General features: G+C 74.7%; 2 protein-coding genes. Both read left to right on the forward strand.

All coding sequences use genetic code 11. The features are described 5' to 3' along the window. Nucleotides 1-13 precede the first annotated feature (13 nt). Nucleotides 14-4777 carry a type I polyketide synthase gene (locus H1A17_RS00525; protein WP_375372776.1) on the forward strand — a complete coding sequence of 1588 codons (4764 nt, stop codon included), beginning with the start codon at nucleotides 14-16 and terminating at the stop codon, nucleotides 4775-4777. Between the two features lie 59 nt (nucleotides 4778-4836). Continuing rightward, nucleotides 4837-20904, forward strand: coding sequence for a type I polyketide synthase (locus tag H1A17_RS00530; protein WP_194820718.1), 16068 nt, complete (start codon nucleotides 4837-4839; stop codon nucleotides 20902-20904). The last annotated feature ends 5 nt before the right edge of the window (nucleotides 20905-20909 follow it).

Genomic DNA, 20909 nt, shown 5'->3' on the forward strand with positions numbered 1-20909 from the left:
CGGGAATGGGTTCCTGATGTCCAACGAACAGAAGCTTCGTGACTACCTGCGGCGGGTCACGGCCGACCTGCACGAGACCAGCGAGCGGCTCCGCGACATCGAGGAGCGTGCCGCCGAACCGATCGCCATCGTCGGCATGGGCTGCCGCTACCCCGGCGGGATCGACTCGCCCGAGGCCCTGTGGGACCTCGTCGTGGCCGGCACCGACGCCATCTCCGGCATGCCCACCGACCGGGGCTGGGACCTCGACGGGCTCTACGACCCGGACCCGGACCACCCCGGCACCAGCTACACCCGCGAGGGCGGCTTCCTCTACGACGCCGCCGACTTCGACCCCACCTTCTTCGGCATCTCGCCCCGCGAGGCCGCCGAGATGGACCCGCAGCAGCGGCTGTTCCTGGAGACGTCCTGGGAGGCGTTCGAGCGGGCCGGTATCGACCCGCTGTCGCTCAAGGGCAGCCCCACCGCCGTGTTCACCGGCGTCGTCTACCACGACTACCCGAACAGCTGGGGTGCCGGCAGCATCGTCTCCGGCCGGCTGTCCTACACCCTCGGGATGGAGGGGCCGGCGGTCACCGTCGACACCGGCTGCTCGTCGTCGCTGGTCGCCCTGCACTGGGCCTGTCAGTCGCTGCGCTCCGGGGAGTCGTCGCTCGCCGTCGCCGGTGGGGTCACCGTGATCGGCACCCCCGACGCGTTCGTCGAGTTCTCCCGGCAGCGGGCGCTGTCCTTCGACGGCCGGTGCAAGGCGTTCGCCGACACCGCCGACGGCACCGGCTGGGCCGAGGGCGCGGGCGTGCTGGTGCTGGAACGGCTCTCCGACGCCCGCCGCAACGGGCACCCGGTGCTCGCCGTCGTGCGCGGCTCCGCGATCAACCAGGACGGCGCGTCCAACGGCCTTACCGCTCCCAACGGGCCCTCCCAGCGCCGGGTCATCCGGGCCGCGCTGGCCAACGCCCGCCTTGCCGCCCAGGAGATCGACGCGGTCGAGGCGCACGGCACCGGCACCCGGCTCGGCGACCCGATCGAGGCGCAGGCGTTGTTCGCCACGTACGGCCGGGACCGGCCCGCCGAACGGCCGCTCTGGCTCGGCTCGCTGAAGTCCAACATCGGCCACTCGCAGGCCGCCGCCGGGGTCGGCGGGGTGATCAAGATGGTGCAGGCGATGCGGCACGGGCTGCTGCCCCGCACCCTGCACGTCGACGAGCCCAGCAGCGAGATCGACTGGTCGCCCGGCACGGTACGGCTGCTCACCGAGCCGCTGGACTGGCCGCAGACCGGCCGGGCCCGCCGCTGCGCGGTCTCCTCCTTCGGCATCAGCGGCACCAACGCGCACGTCGTGCTGGAAGAGGTGCCCCCGGCCGACGAGGAAGCACAGCCGGCCACTCCGCCCGTGCTGCCGTGGGTGGTCTCCGGGTACACCGACCAGGCGCTGCGCGCCCAGGCCGAACGGCTGCTGTCCCACCTGGACGCCGCGCCGGCCGAGCCCGCCGCGGTGGGTCGTACGCTGGCCGGCCGGGCCCGGCTCGCGCACCGGGCCGTGGTGCTCGGTGCGGACCTGCCGCAGTTGCGGGCTGGGCTCGCCCCGGTCGCCGCCGGTCAGCCCGCGCCGAACGCGGTCACCGGCACCGCCGACGCCACCGGCCGGGTCGTCTTCGTCTTCCCCGGCCAGGGCGCCCAGTGGGTCGGCATGGCCGCCGCGTTGCTGGACTCCTCGCCGGTGTTCGCCGAGCAGATGGGCCGCTGCGCCACCGAGCTGCGCGCGTACGTCGACTGGGACCTGCTCGACGTGGTCCGGGGGGTGCCCGGCGCGCCCTCCCTGGAGTGGGTGGACGTGGTCCAGCCCGCCCTGTGGGCGATGATGGTCTCCCTCGCCGCCACCTGGCGCAGCTACGGCGTGGAACCCGACGCGGTGGTCGGCCACTCGCAGGGTGAGATCGCCGCCGCCTGCGTGGCCGGCGGACTCTCCCTGGCCGACGGGGCGCGGGTGGTGACCCTGCGCAGCCGGGCCATCGGCGAGAAGCTGGCCGGCCGGGGCGGCATGGTCTCGGTCGGGCTGCCCGCCGACCGGGCACAGGAGCGGATCGCCCGGTGGGCGGGCGACATCTCCCTCGCCGTGGTCAACGGCGCCGGTTCGGTGGTGGTCTCCGGCACCCCGGAGGCGCTGCGGGAACTCATCGCCGAGCTCACCGAGGAGGGGGTCCGGGTCAAGCAGGTCGCCGTCGACTACGCCTCGCACTCCGCGCAGGTGGAGCTGCTGGAACACCGGCTGCTGGAGGACCTGGCCCCGATCAACCCGAAGACCGGGACGATCCGGATGCTCTCCACCGTCACCGGCGACTGGGTGGACACCGCCACCCTCGACGCCCGCTACTGGTACGAGAACCTCCGCAACACGGTCCGGTTCGACCCGGCGATCCGCTCTCTCGCCGGGCAGGGCTGGACCGGGTTCGTGGAGGTCAGCCCGCACCCGGTGCTCGGCATGGGGATGCAGGAGACGCTGGAGTCGGCGGACCGGCCGACGGTGGTCACCGGCACCCTGCGCCGTGACGACGGCGGCCTGGACCGGCTGCTCACCTCCCTGGCCGAGCTGCACGTCCGGGGCGTCGACGTGGACTGGGCCGCCGCCCTGCCCGGCACCCGCCGGGCGGACCTGCCCACCTACGCCTTCCAACACCAGCGTTACTGGATCGCGCCGACCGTCGCCGCCCCGGCCTCCGGCGGCACCGACGCCGGGTTCTGGGATGCCGTGGAACGCGCCGACGTCGACCTGCTCGCCGACGGTCTCGGCGTGGACACCGCACTCGTCGGGGAGGTGCTGCCCGGCCTGACGTCGTGGCGGTCCCGGCAGCGCGACGTCGCCACCGTGGACGGCTGGCGCTACCGGGTGGTGTGGCGGCCTGCCGAGGTGCCCACCGGCGGGCAGCTCACCGGCGTGTGGTGGGTGGTCGCCCCGGCGGCGCTGGCCGACGACGAGCGGCTGCGTACGCTCGCCGACGGGTTGGCCGCCCGGGGCGCCGAGGTGGTCACCGTCACCGGCACCGACCACGCCGGCCGGGAGGCCCCCGCCGGGGTGCTCTCCCTGCTCGCCCTCGACGACGGCCCCGACCCGCTGGGTGTCGGCCTGTCCGCCGGGATCACCGCCACCGTGTCGCTGGTGCACGCGCTGGCCGCGTCCGACTTCACCGGCCGGCTCTGGTGCGTCACCGCCGGTGGGGTCGGGGTGGACCGGTTCGAGCCGGTCGCCGACCCGGCCCAGGGTGCCCTGTGGGGTCTGGGCACGGTGCTCTCCCTCGACTACCCCGGCTGGTGGGGCGGCCTGGTCGACCTGCCCGCCGAGTGGACGCCGCAGACCGTCGACCGGCTGGCCGACGTGCTGACCGGCGGCGGCGAGGACCAGGTGGCGCTGCGGGCGGCCGGTACGCTGGCCCGCCGGATGGTCCGCCACCCGGCGACCGGGGCACCCGAACGGCGCTACACGCCCACCGGCACCGTGCTGGTCACCGGCGGCACCGGCGGGGTCGGCGGGCACGTCACCGAATGGCTGGTCGGCAACGGCGCGCAGCGGGTGGTGCTGGCGAGCCGGCGCGGCCCGGACGCCCCGGGCGCGGCCGAGCTGACGGCCCGGCACCCGGGCGTCGAGGTGGTGGCCTGTGACGTGGCGGACCGGGACGCGGTTGCCGCGCTCCTGGCCGACCTCGGCGACGGGCTGACCGCCGTGTTCCACGCTGCCGGGGTGCTGCACCCCGAGGTGCCGTTGGGGCGGACCGGCCTCGACGACTTCGCCGACGTGTGCCGGGCGAAGGTGCTCGGCGCGGTGCACCTCGACGAACTGCTGGCCGACCGGCCGTTGGACGCGTTCGTGGTGTTCTCCTCCGGTGCCGCGGTGTGGGGCAGCGCCGGGCAGGCGGGCTACGCGACGGCGAATGCGTACCTCGACGCGCTGGCGCACCGGCGGCGCAGCCGGGGCGCGGTCGCCACCTCGGTCGCCTGGGGCAGCTGGGGCGGCGGCGGTGGCATGGCCGGCGGCGAGGTCGGCGCGCACCTCGACCGGCTCGGCGTCGGTGTGATGGCCCCCCGGCTCGCCGTCGACGCCCTCGGACAGGCCCTCGACCACGACGAGAGCCACCTCGTCGTCGCCGACGTCGACTGGGCCCGGTTCGCCCCCATCTACACCCTGGCCCGGCCCCGGCCGCTGCTGGCCGAACTGCCCGACGCCGCACCGGAGGCCGCCGAGGCCACCGAGGCGGGGTCGTCGTCGGCGCTCGCCGACCGGCTCGGCACGCTGCCCGAGGCCGAGCAGCGCGCCCTGCTGCTGGAGACCGTCCGCACCAACGTGGCGGCCGTCCTCGGCTACGGCGACGCCGAACTGGTCGAGCCGCAGCGCGCGTTCAAGGAACTCGGCATGGACTCGGTGACCGCCGTCGAGCTGCGCAACCGGCTCAGCGCCGCCACCGGCGTACGGCTCTCCGCCACCCTGGTCTTCGACCACCCCAACCCGACCGCCCTGGCCGACCAGCTCCGCGCCGAACTCGGCTACACCGGCGACACCGCCGGGGGTCTGCTCGCCGAGCTGGACCGGCTGGAGGTCACCGTGGCCGGCCTGACGCCGGAGGAGATCGAACGCAACCGGGTCACCGCCCGGCTCCAGTCGCTGCTGGCGAAGCTCAACGAGACGCTCAGCACCACCACCGGCACCACCCTCGTCGACCGGCTCGAAACGGCCTCCGCCGACGATGTGTTCGACCTGATCGACAAGGAACTCGGCATGACCTGAGCCGCCACCGCGCTCCCGGAGCAACGTGTCCCGCTGGCAACGAGTTTGGTGAGGTTCGGATGGCGAACGAAGAGAAGCTCCTCGAGTACCTGAAGCGGGTCACCGCCGATCTGCACCGCACCCGGGAGCGGCTGCGCGAGGTCGAGTCGCAGGAGCAGGACCCGATCGCGATCGTCGGCATGGCCTGCCGCTACCCGGGCGGGGTCGACTCGCCCGAGGACCTGTGGCGGCTGGTCGCCGACGGCGTCGACGCCATCGGCGAGTTCCCCACCGACCGGGGCTGGGACACCGCCGCCCTCTACGACGCCGACCCGGACGCCGCCGGCAGCAGCTACGTCCGCCAGGGCGGGTTCGTCCACGACGCCGACGAGTTCGACGCCGAGTTCTTCGGCATCTCGCCCCGCGAGGCGTTGGCGATGGACCCGCAGCAGCGGCTGGTGCTGGAGGCGAGCTGGGAGGCGTGCGAGCGGGCCGGCATCAACCCCGACTCGTTGCGCGGCGGCCCGGTCGGTGTCTTCGTCGGCTGCGGCGGGCAGGACTACTGGGACCGGCTCACCGTGCTGCCCGAACCGGTCGAGGCGTACATGAGCACCGGCAGCTCCGGGGCGGTGATCTCCGGTCGGGTCGCGTACAGCCTGGGGTTGGAGGGGCCGGCCGTCACCATCAACACCGCCTGCTCGTCGTCGCTGGTCGCGCTGCACCTGGCCGCGCACGCGCTGCGCCAGCGTGAGTGCGGGCTGGCCCTGGCCGGCGGCGTCACCGTGATGTCGACGCCCGGCGCGTTCGTCGCGTTCAGCCGGCAGCGGGGGCTCGCCTCCGACGGCCGCTGCAAGCCGTTCTCCGACGACGCCGACGGCACCGGCTGGGGTGAGGGCGTCGGCATGCTGCTGCTGGAACGGCTCTCCGACGCCCAGCGCAACGGTCACCGGGTGCTCGCCGTCCTGCGGGGTTCCGCGATCAACCAGGACGGCGCGTCCAACGGGCTGACCGCCCCCAACGGGGTGGCCCAGCAGCGGGTCATCCTCCAGGCACTCGCCAACGCCGGGCTCACCTCCGGCGACGTCGACCTGATCGAGGCGCACGGCACCGGCACCACCCTCGGTGACCCGATCGAGGCGGAGGCGCTGATCGCCACGTACGGGCACGACCGGCCGGCCGACCGGCCGCTCTGGCTCGGCTCGGTCAAGTCGAACATCGGCCACGCGCAGGCCGCCGCCGCCGTCAGCGGCGTGATCAAGATGGTGATGGCGTTGCGGCACGGCGTGCTGCCCAAGAGCCTGCACGTGGGCGAGCCGTCCACCCACGTCGACTGGTCCGCCGGCACCGTGCAGCTGCTGACCGAGGCGCGGCAGTGGCCCGACCACGGCCAGCCGCGCCGGGGCGGGGTGTCGTCGTTCGGGGTGAGCGGCACCAACGGGCACGTGATCCTGGAGCAGGCACCACCGGTCGAGGCCGTCGAGCCGGCCGGGACGACCGAGCCGCCGGTGGTGCTCTGGCCGCTGTCCGGCCGGTCGGCGGCAGCGCTCGCCGGGCAGGCCGAGCGGCTGCGGGAGTTCCTCACCGACGAGCGTCCGGTCGACGTCGGCTACGCGTTGGGCACCACCCGGGCTGCCGGCGCGTACCGGGGTGTGGTGCTCGGTGACGACGTGGCCGGCCTGGAGACCCTCGCCGCCGGGGGTGGCCTGTCGGGTCGGACCGTCGCCGGTCGTACGGCGGTGTTGTTCACCGGTCAGGGTGCGCAGCGGGTCGGGATGGGTCGTGAGCTGGCGGCGGCCTTCCCGGTGTTCGCCGCTGCCCTGGACGAGGTGTGTGTCGCGTTCGGGCCGTTGCTGGGTGGTGATCTGCGGGAGGTGATGTTCACCGACCCGGACGGTGTTCTGGATCAGACCGGGTGGACGCAGCCGGCCCTGTTCGCGGTCGAGGTGGCGTTGTTCCGGCTCGCGGAGTCGTGGGGGTTGAAGCCGGACTTCGTTGCCGGTCACTCGATCGGTGAGTTGGCCGCCGCGCACGTGGCCGGGGTGTGGTCGCTGGAGGACGCGTGCCGGGTGGTGGCGGCCCGGGGTGGTCTGATGCAGGCGCTTCCGGCCGGTGGGGCGATGCTGGCGATCGCCGCGCCCCTGAACGAGCTGGATCTGGGCGATGTCGACGTGGCGGCGGTGAACGGCCCCCGGGCGGTCGTCGTGTCCGGCACGGAGGAGCAGATCGCCGCGCTGGAAGCCTCCCTGGAGGTGAAGACCCGCAGGCTGCGGGTATCGCATGCGTTCCACTCGCACCTGATGGACCCGATGCTGGCCGAGTACGGGCGGGTGCTGGGGGACGTCACGACCGCTCCGGCGGGCATCCCGCTGGTGTCGACCGCCACCGGCGACCTGGCCGGCGACGACGAACTCGGTTCAACCGAATACTGGCAGAGCCAGGTACGGGGGACCGTCCGGTTCGCCGACGCCGTGGCCACGCTGGCGGCGCGAGGCGTGACCCGGTTCATCGAGATCGGGCCGGACAGTGTGCTCACCGCGATGGTCGCCGACTGCGTGGAGGACGCCACCGCCATCGCGCTCCAGCGGCGCAAGCGCGAGCAGGTCGAGGCGTACGCCGCCGGGATGGCGCAGGCGTGGATCAGCGGCGTCGACCTCGACTGGGCGGCCGTCAACCCCGGCGGCCGGACCGTCGACCTGCCCACCTACGCCTTCCAGCGCCAGCGGTTCTGGCTGGACGCCCCGGTCGACCCCGGTGACGCCACCGCCATGGGCCTGGACTCCGCCGACCACCCGCTGCTCGGCGCGGCCGTCACCCTCGCCAACGCCGACGGGGCCGTCCTCACCGGCCGGCTCTCCCTCGACCGGCACCCGTGGCTCGCCGACCACGCCGTCGACGGCGCGGTCGTCTTCCCCGGCACCGGCTACGTCGACCTCGCCCTGCACGCCGGTGCGCAGGTCGGTGCCGAGACCGTCGACGAGCTGACCATCGAAGCCCCGCTGGTGCTGCCCGAGCGCGGCGGCGTCCAGCTCCAGGTCGTCGTCGGCCCCGCCGACGCCGGCCAGGCCCGCACCCTCCAGGTGTACGCCCGCAGCGCCGACACCGACGCCCCGTGGACCCGGCACGCCAGTGGGGTGCTCGCCGCCGGTCGGCGTACCACCGGGACCGCCCTCACGCAGTGGCCGCCGGCCGACGCCGAAGCGGTGCCCATCGACGACCTCTACCAGCACCTGGCGACCGGCGGCCTCGTCTACGGCCCGGTGTTCCGGGGCCTGCGCCGGGTATGGCGGCGCGGCGACGAGTTCTACGCCGAGGTCACCCTGCCGGAGGGGGTGGACGCCGACGGGTTCGGCCTGCACCCCGCCGTGCTCGACGCCGGCCTGCACGCCCTCGGTCTCGCCGAGGGTGACACCTTCCGGGGCCTGCCGTTCGCCTGGACCGGCCTCACCCTGCACGCCACCGGCGCGGCCGGCGTCCGGGTCCGGCTCACCCCGGTCGGCTCCGGGGTACGGGTGGCGGTCGCCGACGCGGTCGGCGCACCCGTCGCCACCGTCGACTCGCTGGTGCTGCGCCCCGTCCAGGTGACCCGCCCCGGCGGGGTCGCCGACGCCCTGTTCGACCTGACCTGGCAGGAGATCGGCACCCCCACCACCACGGCCGCTCCGCACTGGGCCCACCACCCGGCCACCCTGCCCGCAGGCAGCGGGCCGGTCCCCGCCGACGCGGACCTGCTGGTGCTGACCGCCGGCAGCGCCGGGGACGTCACCGGCCCGGAAGCGGTGCACGACGAGGTGAACCGGGTCCTCGGCCTGGTGCAGGAGTGGCTGGCCGGCCCCGACACCCACCGGCTGGTGGTGCTCACCCGGCGTGCCGTCGGCGGCGACGGCACCGACCTGACCGGGGCGGCCGTCTGGGGGCTGCTCCGCTCGGCGCAGGCCGAGAACCCCGACCGGCTGCTGCTTGTCGACACCGACCCGGACGCGGACGTGGCCGGGACGCTCGCCGTCGCCCTGGCCACCGGCGAGCCGCAGGTACGGGTCCGCGACGGCGTGGTCTCGGTGCCCCGGCTCACCCGTCAGCTCGTCGAACCGGCCACCCCGGACGCCCCGCTCTACGGCACCGGCACGGTGCTGGTCACCGGCGCGACCGGTGCCCTCGGCGCGGCCGTGGCCCGGCACCTGGTGACGGCGCACGGGGTCAACCGGCTGCTGCTGGTGTCCCGCCGGGGCCCCGCCGCGCAGGGTGCCGACGACCTGGTCGCCGAGCTGACCGCGGCCGGCGCGCAGGTTGACCTGGTCGCCGCCGACGTGGCCGACCGGGAGCAGGTGACGGCCCTCCTCGACACCTGTGCCGACCTGTCGGCGGTGGTGCACACCGCCGGGGTGCTCGACGACGGGGTGGTGTCGTCGCTGTCCACCGCCCGGCTGTCGGCGGTGCTGCGGCCCAAGGTGGACGCCGCGTGGCTGCTCGACGAGGCGACCCGGGGCCGGGAGCTGTCGGCGTTCGTGCTGTTCTCGTCGCTGTCCGGGGTGCTGGGTGCGCCGGGGCAGGGCAACTACGCGGCGGCGAACGCGTTCCTCGACGCGTTGGCGGTGTCGCGTCGGGCCGCCGGGTTGCCGGCGGTGTCGTTGGCGTGGGGGCTGTGGGGTGAGGGTTCGGCGATGACCGACCGGCTCGGCGACGCCGACCGGGAGCGGATGTCCCGGGGTGGGGTGCTGCCGCTGGCCACCGCCGACGGGTTGGCCCTGCTCGACGCCGCCGTGGCCAACCCGTACCCGACCGCGGTGCCGGCCCGGCTCGACCTGGCCGCCCTGCGTACCCTCGGCGAGGACCTGCCGCTGCCGTTCCACGGCCTGGTCCGCCCGGCCCGGCGGACGGCCGCCCGCGCCGCCGCCGGGGCCACCGCCACCGGTTGGGCGGCGGACCTCGCCGCGCTGTCCACCGAGGAACGCGAGCGCGCCGCGACCGCCCTGGTCCTCAGCCAGGTGGCGGCGGTACTCGGGCACGCCTCCGCCGAACGGATCGACGCCGGCCGGGCGTTCCAGGAGCTGGGCTTCGACTCGCTCACCGCCGTCGAACTGCGCAACGGGCTCTCCGCCGCCACCGGCCTGCGGCTGCCCGCCACCCTGATCTTCGACTACCCGTCGCCGCGTGACCTGGCCCGGCACCTGCTCAGCGAGATCGCCGGCCCGGACGGCGTCGCCACCGTACGGAAGGTCGCCACGACCGTCGCCGACGACGAGCCGCTGGCGATCGTCGGGATGGCCTGCCGCTACCCCGGCGGGGTGTCCTCGCCGGAGGACCTGTGGCGGCTGATCGCCGACGGCGCGGACGCCATCGACGGCTTCCCGACGGACCGGGGCTGGGACCTGGCCCGGCTGTACGACCCGACCAGCAGCCGCCCCGACACCACGTACGTGGACAGGGGCGGCTTCCTCACCGACGCCGCCGAGTTCGACCCGGTCTTCTTCGGCATCTCCCCCCGCGAAGCGGTGATCATGGACCCACAGCAGCGGTTGCTGCTGGAGGTGTCGTGGGAGGCGTTCGAGCGGGCGGGCATCGACCCGGGCACCCTGCGCGGCTCGTCCACCGGCGTGTTCGCCGGGGTGATGTACCACGACTACGTCTCCGGGCACAGCGCCGGCAGTGTCGTCACCGGTCGGGTGGCGTACACGCTCGGGCTGGAGGGGCCGGCGGTGTCGGTCGACACGGCGTGTTCGTCGTCGTTGGTGGCGATGCATCTGGCGGGTCAGGCGTTGCGGTCGGGTGAGTGTGATCTGGCGTTGGCCGGTGGGGTGACGGTGATGGCGACGCCGGAGACGTTCGTGGAGTTTTCGCGTCAGCGGGGGTTGGCGCCGGATGGTCGGTGCAAGCCGTTCGCGGCGGCGGCCGACGGGACGGGTTGGTCCGAGGGCGTCGGCGTGCTGGTGTTGGAGCGGTTGTCCGACGCGGTGCGCAACGGGCACCGGGTCCTAGGCGTGGTGCGTGGTTCGGCGGTGAACCAGGACGGCGCGTCGAACGGGCTGACCGCCCCGAATGGTCCCTCCCAGCAGCGGGTGATCCGGCAGGCCCTGGCGAACGCGGGGGTGTCGGCGGCCGAGGTGGACGTGGTGGAGGCGCACGGTACGGGCACCACGTTGGGTGATCCGATCGAGGCGCAGGCGATCCTGGCGACGTACGGCCGGGATCGGGAGCGGCCGTTGTGGTTGGGGTCGGTGAAGTCGAATCTGGGTCATACGCAGGCCGCTGCGGGTGTGGCGGGTGTGATGAAGATGGTGTTGGCGATGCGGCATCAGGTGGTGCCGCGTACGTTGCACGTGGACGCGCCGAGCCCGCACGTGGACTGGTCTTCCGGCGAGGTGCGGCTCGCCACCGACGAGGTGCGGTGGCCGGCGCTGGACCGGCCGCGTCGCGCGGCGGTGTCGTCGTTCGGCATCAGCGGCACCAACGCCCACCTGATCCTGGAACAGGCCCCCGACACCGCGCCGCCCGCCGCGCCGGCCCCGACGCCGGTGCCGCTGTGGCCGGTCTCCGGCCGGTCGGCCAGCGGCCTCGCCGCCCAGGCCGCCCGCCTCGCCGACTTCCTCGCCGACGCCGACCTGAACCCCGCCGACGTGGCGCTGACCCTCGGCACCGGCCGGGCGGCCCTGGAGCACCGGGGGGTGGCCGTCGGGGACGGCGTCGCCGGCCTCCGCGCCCTCGCCGCCGGCCAGGGTGTGCACGGCCACCTGACCACCGGCCGTACGGCGGTGTTGTTCACCGGTCAGGGTGCGCAGCGGGTCGGTATGGGTCGTGAGCTGGCGGCGGCCTTCCCGGTGTTCGCGCAGGCGTTGGACGAGGTGTGTGCGGCGTTCGGGCCGTTGTTGGACGGTGATCTGCGGGAGGTGATGTTCACCGACCCGGACGGTGTCCTCGATCAGACCGGTTGGACGCAGCCGGCGTTGTTCGCGGTAGAGGTGGCCCTGTTCCGCCTCGCGGAGTCGTGGGGTTTGAAGCCGGACTTCGTTGCCGGGCACTCGATCGGTGAGTTGGCTGCCGCGCACGTGGCCGGGGTGTGGTCGTTGGAGGACGCGTGCCGGGTCGTTGCCGCGCGGGGTGGTCTGATGCAGGCTCTTCCGGCGGGTGGGGCGATGTTGGCGATCGCCGCCCCGCTGGCCGAGCTGGATCTCGGTGACATCGACGTGGCGGCCGTCAACGGCCCCCGGGCGGTGGTCGTTTCCGGCACCGAGGAGCAGATCGCCGCGCTGGAAGCCTCCCTGGAGGTGAAGACGCGCAGGCTGCGGGTGTCGCACGCGTTCCACTCGCACCTGATGGATCCGATGCTGGCCGGGTACGGGCGGGTCGTCGACGGGGTGACCGCGAACCCGGCGGGTGTCCCGTTGGTGTCGACCGCGACCGGTGATCTCGCCAGCGACGACGAGTTGGGGTCGGTCGAATACTGGCAGGGTCAGGTGCGGGGGACCGTCCGGTTCGCCGACGCGGTCGCCGCTCTCGCCGCGCGGGGGGTCACCCGGTTCATCGAGATCGGGCCGGACAGTGTGCTCACCGCGATGGTCGCCGACAGCGTCGACGACGCGGTGACGATTGCGTTGCAGCGCCGGGACCGGGAACAGGTCACGGCGTACGCGACCGGGATGGCGCAGGCGTGGACCACCGGCGTCGACCTCGACTGGGCCGCCATCCACCCCGCCGCCCGGCAGGTCGACCTGCCCACCTACGCCTTCCAACGCCAGCACTACTGGCTCTACGACCCGGCCCTCGTCGGCGCCGGCCTGCTCGCCGCCACCCACCCGCTGCTCGACGCCGCCGTGCCGCTGGCCAACACCGACGGCGTCGTCTTCACCGGCCGGTGGTCGCTGCACACCCACCCGTGGCTCGCCGACCACGCCGTCGGCGGAACCGTCGTCTTCCCCGGCACCGGCCTGGTCGAACTCGCCATCCACGCCGGCGACCGGGTCGGCGTCGGCCTGCTCGACGAACTGACCCTGCACGCGCCACTCGTCGTCCCCGCCGCCGGCAGCGTCGAGGTGCAGGTCGCCGTGGAGCCGCCCGACCCGACCGGCCGCCGGGCCGTCCTGGTGCACTCCCGGGAACACGACGACGTCCCCTGGACCCGGCACGCCACCGGCGTGCTCACCGCCGGGGACACCCCCGGCGTCGCGCTCACCGCGTGGCCCCCCGCCGACGCCGAACCGCTGCCGCTGGCCGGCCTCTACGACGACCTCGCCGGCGGCGGGCTCGACTACGGCCCGGTCTTCCAGGGCCTCCGCCGCGCCTGGCGGGCCGGTGACGAACTCTTCGCCGAGGTCGACCTCCCCGACGGTACGGAGACCGACGGCTACGGCCTGCACCCGGCCCTGTTCGACGCCGGCCTGCACGTCCTCACCCGCGCCGACGGCGACACCCCCCGGGGCCTGCCGTTCGCCTGGTCGGGGGTGACGCTGCACGCCACCGGCGCGACCAGCCTGCGGGTCCGGCTCACCCCGGCCGGCAGCGGGGTACGGATCGCGGTCGCCGACGCGGTAGGCGCACCCGTGGCCACCGTACGGTCGCTGGTGCTCCGCCCGGTGCAGGTCACCGCCGGCACCGGCGTCGCCGACGCGATCTTCGGCCTGGACTGGCAGCCGGTCACCGTCACCCCGACCGCCACCACCTGGACCTGGCACCCCGACACCGCCCCGACCGGCGACGGCCACACCACGACCGCCGTACCGGGTGGCGGCGACGGTGGCTCGGCGACCGCCGACGGCGCGGCCGAACTGATGGTGCTGCGCGCCGGGGGCACCGACGACGTGCACGCCGAGGTGAACCGGGTGCTGGACATCGCCCAGCGCTGGCTGGCCGGGACCACCGCCGCCCCGCTCGTCGTGCTCACCCGGCACGCCGTCGGCGACGACGTGACCGACCTGGCCGGCGCCGCGGTGTGGGGGCTGATCCGCTCCGCGCAGGCGGAGAACCCCGACCGGTTCCTCCTCGTCGACGTCGACACCGACCGGCTCGACGACGTCCTCCCGCTGGCCCTGGCCACCGACGACCCGCAGGTGCTGATCCGCGACGGCGTCGTCCGGGTGCCCCGGATCGCCCGCCGGACGCTGCCGACGACCCCGCCGGACGCCCCGCGCTACGGCACCGGCACGGTGCTGGTCACCGGCGCGACCGGTGCGCTCGGCTCGGCGGTGGCCCGGCACCTGGTGACGGCACACGGGGTGTCCCGGCTGCTGCTGCTGTCCCGCAGCGGTACGGCGGCAGCCGGCGCGGACGATCTCGTCGCGGAACTGTCCGAGGCCGGCGCACAGGTCGACCTGGTCGCCTGCGACGTGGCCGACCGGGAGCAGGTGACCGCCGCGCTGGCCGGGGTGCCGGACCTGTCGGCGGTGGTGCACACGGCCGGGGTGCTCGACGACGGCGTCGTGTCGTCGCTCACGGCAGCGCGGGTATCGGGGGTGCTGCGCCCCAAGGTGGACGCGGCGGCGCTGCTGGACGAGCTGACCCGGGACCGGCAACTGTCGGCCTTCGTGCTGTTCTCGTCGTTGTCCGGGGTGCTGGGTGCGCCGGGGCAGGGCAATTACGCGGCGGCGAACGCGTTCCTGGACGCGCTCGCCACCACCCGCCGTGCTGCCGGGCTGCCGGGTGTGTCGTTGGCGTGGGGGCTGTGGGGTGAGGGGTCGGCGATGACCGACAAGCTCGCCGACGCCGACCGGGAACGGATGTCCCGGGGCGGGGTGCTGCCGCTGACCACCGCCGACGGGTTGGCCCTGCTCGACGCCGCCGTCGCCGGTGGACCGGCCACTCTCGTCCCGGCCCGGCTCGACGTGCCGACCCTGCGTACGCTCGGCGACCGGCTGCCCCCGGTGTTCCGCGCCCTGACCGGGCCGACCCGGCGCACGGCCACCGCCGCCAGCGCCGTCGACCGGGCGGGCAGCGACTGGCTGGCCGGCCTGCCGGAGGAAGAGCGCGCCGGTGCCGTCCGGCACCTGGTGCACACCCACGTCGCCGCCGTGCTCGGCCTCGCCGGCCCGGAGGCGGTCGAGGCGGACCGCACCTTCCAGAGCCTCGGCTTCGACTCGCTCACCGCCGTCGAGCTGCGCAACGCGCTCTCCACGGCGGCCGGCCTGCGGCTCCCGGCCACCCTGATCTTCGACTACCCGACGCCGGTGGCCCTCGCCGAGTTCCTGTACGGCGAGCTGAGCGGCGCGCTCGACGTACCGCAGGAGCGGCGCAGCGCCACCACGGCGTTCGGTGACGAACCGGTGGCGATCGTCGGCATGGCCTGCCGCTACCCCGGCGGGGTGTCCTCGCCGGAGGACCTGTGGCGACTCGTCGCCGACGGCGTCGACGCCATCGACGGCTTCCCCACCGACCGGGGCTGGGACCTCGCCCGGCTCTACGACCCGACCGGTGTCCGCCCCGACACCAGCTACGCCGACCAGGGCGGGTTCCTGCCCGGCGCGGCCGGCTTCGACCCGGCGTTCTTCGGCATCTCGCCCCGCGAGGCCGTGCTGATGGACCCGCAGCAGCGGCAACTGCTGGAGGTCTCCTGGGAGGCGTTCGAGCGGGCCGGCATCGACCCCTCCTCGGTACGCGGCTCCGCCACCGGCGTCTTCGCCGGCCTGATGTACCACGACTACGTGACCGGGCACAGCGCCGGCAGCGTCGTCTCCGGGCGGATCGCCTACACCCTCGGCCTCGAAGGCCCCGCCGTCACCGTGGACACCGCCTGCTCGTCGTCGTTGGTGGCGATGCATCTGGCGGGTCAGGCGTTGCGGTCGGGTGAGTGTGATCTGGCGTTGGCCGGTGGGGTGACGGTGATGGCGACGCCGGAGACGTTCGTGGAGTTTTCGCGTCAGCGGGGGTTGGCGCCGGATGGTCGGTGCAAGCCGTTCGCGGCGGCGGCCGACGGGACGGGTTGGTCCGAGGGCGTCGGCGTGCTGGTGCTCGAACGCCTCTCCGACGCCCGTCGGCACGGACACACGATCCTCGGTCTCGTCCGGGGCTCAGCGGTCAACCAGGACGGCGCGTCGAACGGGCTGACCGCCCCGAACGGGCCGGCGCAGCAGCGGGTGATCCGGCAGGCCCTCGCCAACGCCCGGGTGTCGGCGGCCGAGGTGGACGTGGTGGAGGCGCACGGTACGGGCACCACCCTGGGTGATCCGATCGAGGCGCAGGCGATCCTGGCGACGTACGGCCGGGACCGGGAGCGGCCACTCTGGTTGGGGTCGGTGAAGTCGAACCTGGGTCACACGCAGGCTGCTGCCGGTGTCGCCGGGGTGATGAAGATGGTGTTGGCGATGCGGCATCAGGTGGTGCCGCGTACGTTGCACGTGGACGCGCCGAGCCCGCACGTGGACTGGTCTTCCGGCGAGGTGCGGCTCGCGACCGAGGCCGTCGACTGGCCGGCCGAGGGTCGTCCGCGCCGGGCGGCGGTGTCGTCGTTCGGCATCAGCGGCACCAACGCCCACGTCATCGTCGAGGAGTACCCGCAACACGAGGCCGCGCCCGCGTCGACGCCCGAACCGGCCGTGGTGCTCTGGCCGCTCGCCAGCCGCTCCACCGCCGGACTCACCGCACAGGCCACCCGCCTGCGCGATTTCCTCACCGACGAACGGCCGGTCGACGTCGGGCACTCCCTGGCCGCCGGTCGGGCGGCCCTGGACCACCGGGCGGTCGCCGTCGGCGGTACGGCCGCCGACCTGTCCGCCGGTCTGGAGGCCCTGGCCGCCGGCACCGGTGTCTCGGGTCGGATGACCGGTGGTCGTACGGCGGTGTTGTTCACCGGTCAGGGTGCGCAGCGGGTCGGTATGGGTCGTGGGCTGGCGGAAGCCTTCCCGGTGTTCGCGGCTGCTCTGGATGAGGTGTGTGTCGCGTTCGGTCCGTTGCTGGGTGGTGACCTGCGGGAGGTGATGTTCACCGACCCGGAGGGTGTTCTCGACCAGACCGGTTGGACGCAGCCGGCCCTGTTCGCGGTCGAGGTGGCGTTGTTCCGGCTCGCGGAGTCGTGGGGGTTGAAGCCGGACTTCGTTGCCGGGCATTCGATCGGTGAGTTGGCTGCCGCGCACGTGGCCGGGGTGTGGTCGCTGGAGGACGCGTGCCGGGTGGTGGCGGCCCGGGGTGGTCTGATGCAGGCGCTTCCGGCGGGTGGGGCCATGTTGGCGATCGCCGCGCCGCTGGCTGAGTTGGACCTCGGTGACATCGACGTGGCGGCGGTGAACGGTCCCCGGGCGGTCGTCGTGTCCGGCACCGAGGAGCAGATCGCCGCGCTGGAAGCCTCCCTTGAGGTGAAGACCCGCCGGCTGCGGGTGTCGCATGCGTTCCACTCGCACCTGATGGACCCGATGCTGGCCGGCTACGGGCTGGTCCTCGACGGGGTGACGGCGAACCCGGCGGGCATTCCGCTGGTGTCGACCGTGACCGGTGACCTGGCCGGCGACGCCGAACTCGGGTCGGTCGAATACTGGCAGGGTCAGGTGCGGGGGACCGTCCGGTTCGCCGACGCGGTCGCCGCTCTCGCCGCCCGTGGGGTCACCCGGTTCATCGAGATCGGGCCGGACAGCGTGCTCACCGCGATGGTCGCCGACAGCGTCGACGACGCGGTGACCATCGCGTTGCAGCGCCGCGACCGGGAACAGGTCACGGCGTACGCGACCGGGATGGCGCAGGCGTGGACCACCGGCGTCGACCTCGACTGGACGGCCGTGCACCCGGGAGCGCGGCAGGTCGACCTGCCCACCTACGCCTTCCAGCACCAGCACTACTGGATGCAGGACACCGGCTCGGACCGGGACGTCACCGCCGCCGGGCTGCTCGACGCCGGGCACCCGCTGCTGTCGGCCCTCACCACCCTGCCCGACACCGACGGGCTGATCGCCACCGGGCTGCTGTCCCGGCGTACCCACCCGTGGCTGGCCGAGCACGCGCTGGGCGACACGATCGTGCTGCCCGGCACCGGGCTTGTCGAACTCGCCGTCCGGGCCGGGGACCAGGTCGGCTGCGGCCGGCTGGCCGAACTCACCCTCCAGGCCCCACTGGTCGTCCCCGACGACGACGGCGTCCAGGTGCAGGTGGCCGTCGGCGCGCCCGGCGAGGACGGCGGCCGGCCGGTCACCGTCTACTCCCGGCACCGGGACGCGCCGTGGACCCGGCACGCCACCGGCCTGCTCACCCCGGCCCCGGACGGCCCACCGGCCGACCCGGGGGCCGTCTGGCCACCGGCCGCCGCCACTCCCGTCGACGTCGACGGGATCTACGAGCGGATGGCCGACGCCGGACTGGTCTACGGCCCGGTCTTCCAGGGCCTGCGGACCGCCTGGCGGCACGGCGACGAGGTGTACGCCGAGATCGCGCTCCCCGGCGACGTGCTCGACGCCGACCGGTTCCACCTGCACCCGGCCCTGTTCGACGCGGCCCTGCACGCCATCGGGCTGAGCCGGGGCGAGGGGAGACCCGCCGTCCCCTTCTCCTGGACCGGGGTCACCGTCCACGCCACCGGTGCGGGCGCACTGCGGGTCACCGTCACCCCGACCGGCCCCGACGAGGTCGCCCTCACCCTCACCGACCAGACCGGCGCACCCGTCGCCCGGGTCGACTCGCTGGTGCTGCGGGAGATCGACGCGGGTCAGCTCGCCGCCGCCCGCACCGGTCGTCAGGAGCACCTCTACCGGGTCGACTGGACCCCGGTGCCGCTGACCGCCACCCCGGCCACCGGCCGGTGGGCGCTGGTCGGCGCCGACGAGTTCAAGGTGGCCGCCGCGCTCGACACCGTCGGCCTGCTCGCCGAGACCCACCCCGACCTGGACGCCCTCACCGCCGCCCTGGACGCGGGCGGTGTCGCGCCCGACGTGGTGCTGGTCGCCAGCGTCCAGCCCGACTCGCGGGACCTTGCCGCCGGTGCCCGGCAGACCACCGGGCAGCTGCTCACCCTGCTCCAGGGCTGGCTCGCCGACGAGCGGCTGGCGTCGTCCCGGCTGCTGGTGCTCACCCACGGCGCGCAGGGCACCCGGGTCACCGAACCGGCCGCCGCGGCGGCCTGGGGCCTGGTCCGCTCCGCACAGTCGGAGAACCCGGGTCGGATCGTCCTGGTGGATCTCGACGACCACGACGGGTCGGCCCAGGCCCTCCCGGCGGTGCTGGCCGGCGGCGAACCGCAGCTCGTCGTCCGCGAGGGCGTCGCCCACGCCGCCCGGCTGGTGCCCGCCGCCGTACCCGACGGCACCCCCGGCAGCGGCTTCACCGACGGCGGCACCGTTCTGGTCACCGGGGCAGGCGGCACCCTCGGCCGGCTCGTCGCCCGGCACCTGGTCGACGCGTACGGGGTGCGGCACCTGCTGCTGGCCAGCCGGCGCGGGCCGGACGCCGACGGGATGGCCGCGCTGCGCGACGACCTCACCGCCCGCGGGGCGCAGGTCACCGTGGCCGCCTGCGACCTGGCCGACCGGGAGGCGGTCGCCGCGCTGCTCGCCGGGGTGCCCGCCGAGCATCCGCTGACCGGGGTGGTGCACGCCGCCGGGGTGCTCGACGACGGGATCATCCCGTCGCTGACCCGGGAGCGCCTCGACGCGGTACTGCGCCCCAAGGTCGACGCCGCCACCCACCTGCACGAGTTGACCCGTGACGCGGACCTCACCGCGTTCGTGCTGTTCTCCTCGGCGGCCGGCGTGCTCGGTGGCCCGGGGCAGGGCAACTACGCGGCGGCGAACGCCTTCCTCGATGCGCTGGCGGGCGCGCGACGGGTGGCCGGGCTGCCCGCCCAGTCCCTGGCCTGGGGGCCGTGGGCCGGCGGCGGGATGGCCGACGACCTCGGTGGCACCGACCGGGCCCGGATGTCCCGGGGCGGGGTGCTGCCGATGTCCGCCGGGGAGGGGTTGGCGCTGCTGGACGCGGCGCTGGCCCGCACCGAGGCGGTGCTCGTCCCGCTCAAGGCCGACCTGGGCACCCCGGCGGGGGACGAGGTGCCGCCGATCCTGCGGGCCCTGGTCACCCCGAACAGGCGGGCCGCGTCGGGGACGAACCGGCCCGACCCGGCGGCGCTGCGGCGTACGCTCGGCGGGCTCGACGCCGACGGGCAGCAGGCGCTGCTGGCCGACCTGGTCCGGGCGCGCGCCGCGGCCGTGCTCGGACACGGCGGCGCCGACGACCTCGACCCGGCGCTGCGCTTCGTCGAGCTGGGCTTCGACTCGCTCACCGCGATGGAGCTGCGCACCGCGCTCAACGAGGCGACCGGGCTGCGACTGGCCACCGGGGTGGTCTTCGACCACGGCAGCGTCGACGAACTGGCCACGCTGCTGCGCACCGAACTGGCCGCGCCGCCGGCCGAGGACCGCGCCGGTACCCCCGACGCCGCCGCCGACTCGATGAGCGCGCTGTTCGGCACCGCCGTTCGGGGCGGTCGGGTACAGCAGGGCCTGGCGTTGCTCCACGCGGTGGCCGACATCCGGCCCAGCTTCGACGGGCCGGCCGACCTGCCGCAGATCCCCGCCCCCCGGCGGCTCGCCCGCGGCGACCAGGCACCGGCGATCGTCTGCTTCCCGTCGCCGATGGCCCTCGGCGGCGACCAGCAGTACGCCCGGTTCACCGCCGAGTTCGGTGGCACCCGGGACGTGTGGACCCTGCCGGTGCCCGGCTTCGGCCGCGACGACAGCCTGCCCGCCTCCGCCGACGCGGCGGTGCGGGTGTTCGCCGAGATGGTCCGCCCGATCGCCGAGCAGGGGCCGTACGTCATCGTCGGCTACTCCTCCGGCGGCCTGTTCGCCCACGCCACCGCCGGTCTGCTGGCACGGCAGGGGCACGGCCCGACCGGGGTGGTGCTGCTGGACACCTACCTGACCACCGGCAGCACCACGGCGACGTTCTTCACCCACATGCTCGAATCGCTGCTGGACAAGGAGGCCACCTTCGGCGAGTTCAGCAGCGCCCGACTCTCGGCGATGGGCCGCTACATCCGGTTGCTGGAGAGCTGCCCGGTGGAGGCGATCGACGCACCGGTGCTCTTCGTCCGGCCGCAGGAGTCCATCGTGGCCGGCGGGGACGACGACGGGTGGCGGGCCACCTGGGAGACCCCGCACACGCTCCGGGAGGTGCCCGGCGACCACTTCACCATGATGGAGGGTCGGGCCGGCACGACCGCCGGGGTGGTACGGGACTGGATCGCGCAGTGACGACA

It is taken from the genome of Micromonospora sp. S-DT3-3-22, assembly GCF_015354745.1.
In the GTDB taxonomy this organism is placed as follows: Bacteria; Actinomycetota; Actinomycetes; order Mycobacteriales; family Micromonosporaceae; genus Micromonospora; species Micromonospora wenchangensis.

Coding starts and splice junctions, on each gene's coding strand:
- H1A17_RS00530 (WP_194820718.1), top strand. CDS start 4,837: ATGGCGAACGAAGAGAAGCTCCTCGAGTACCTGAAGCGGGTCACCGCC.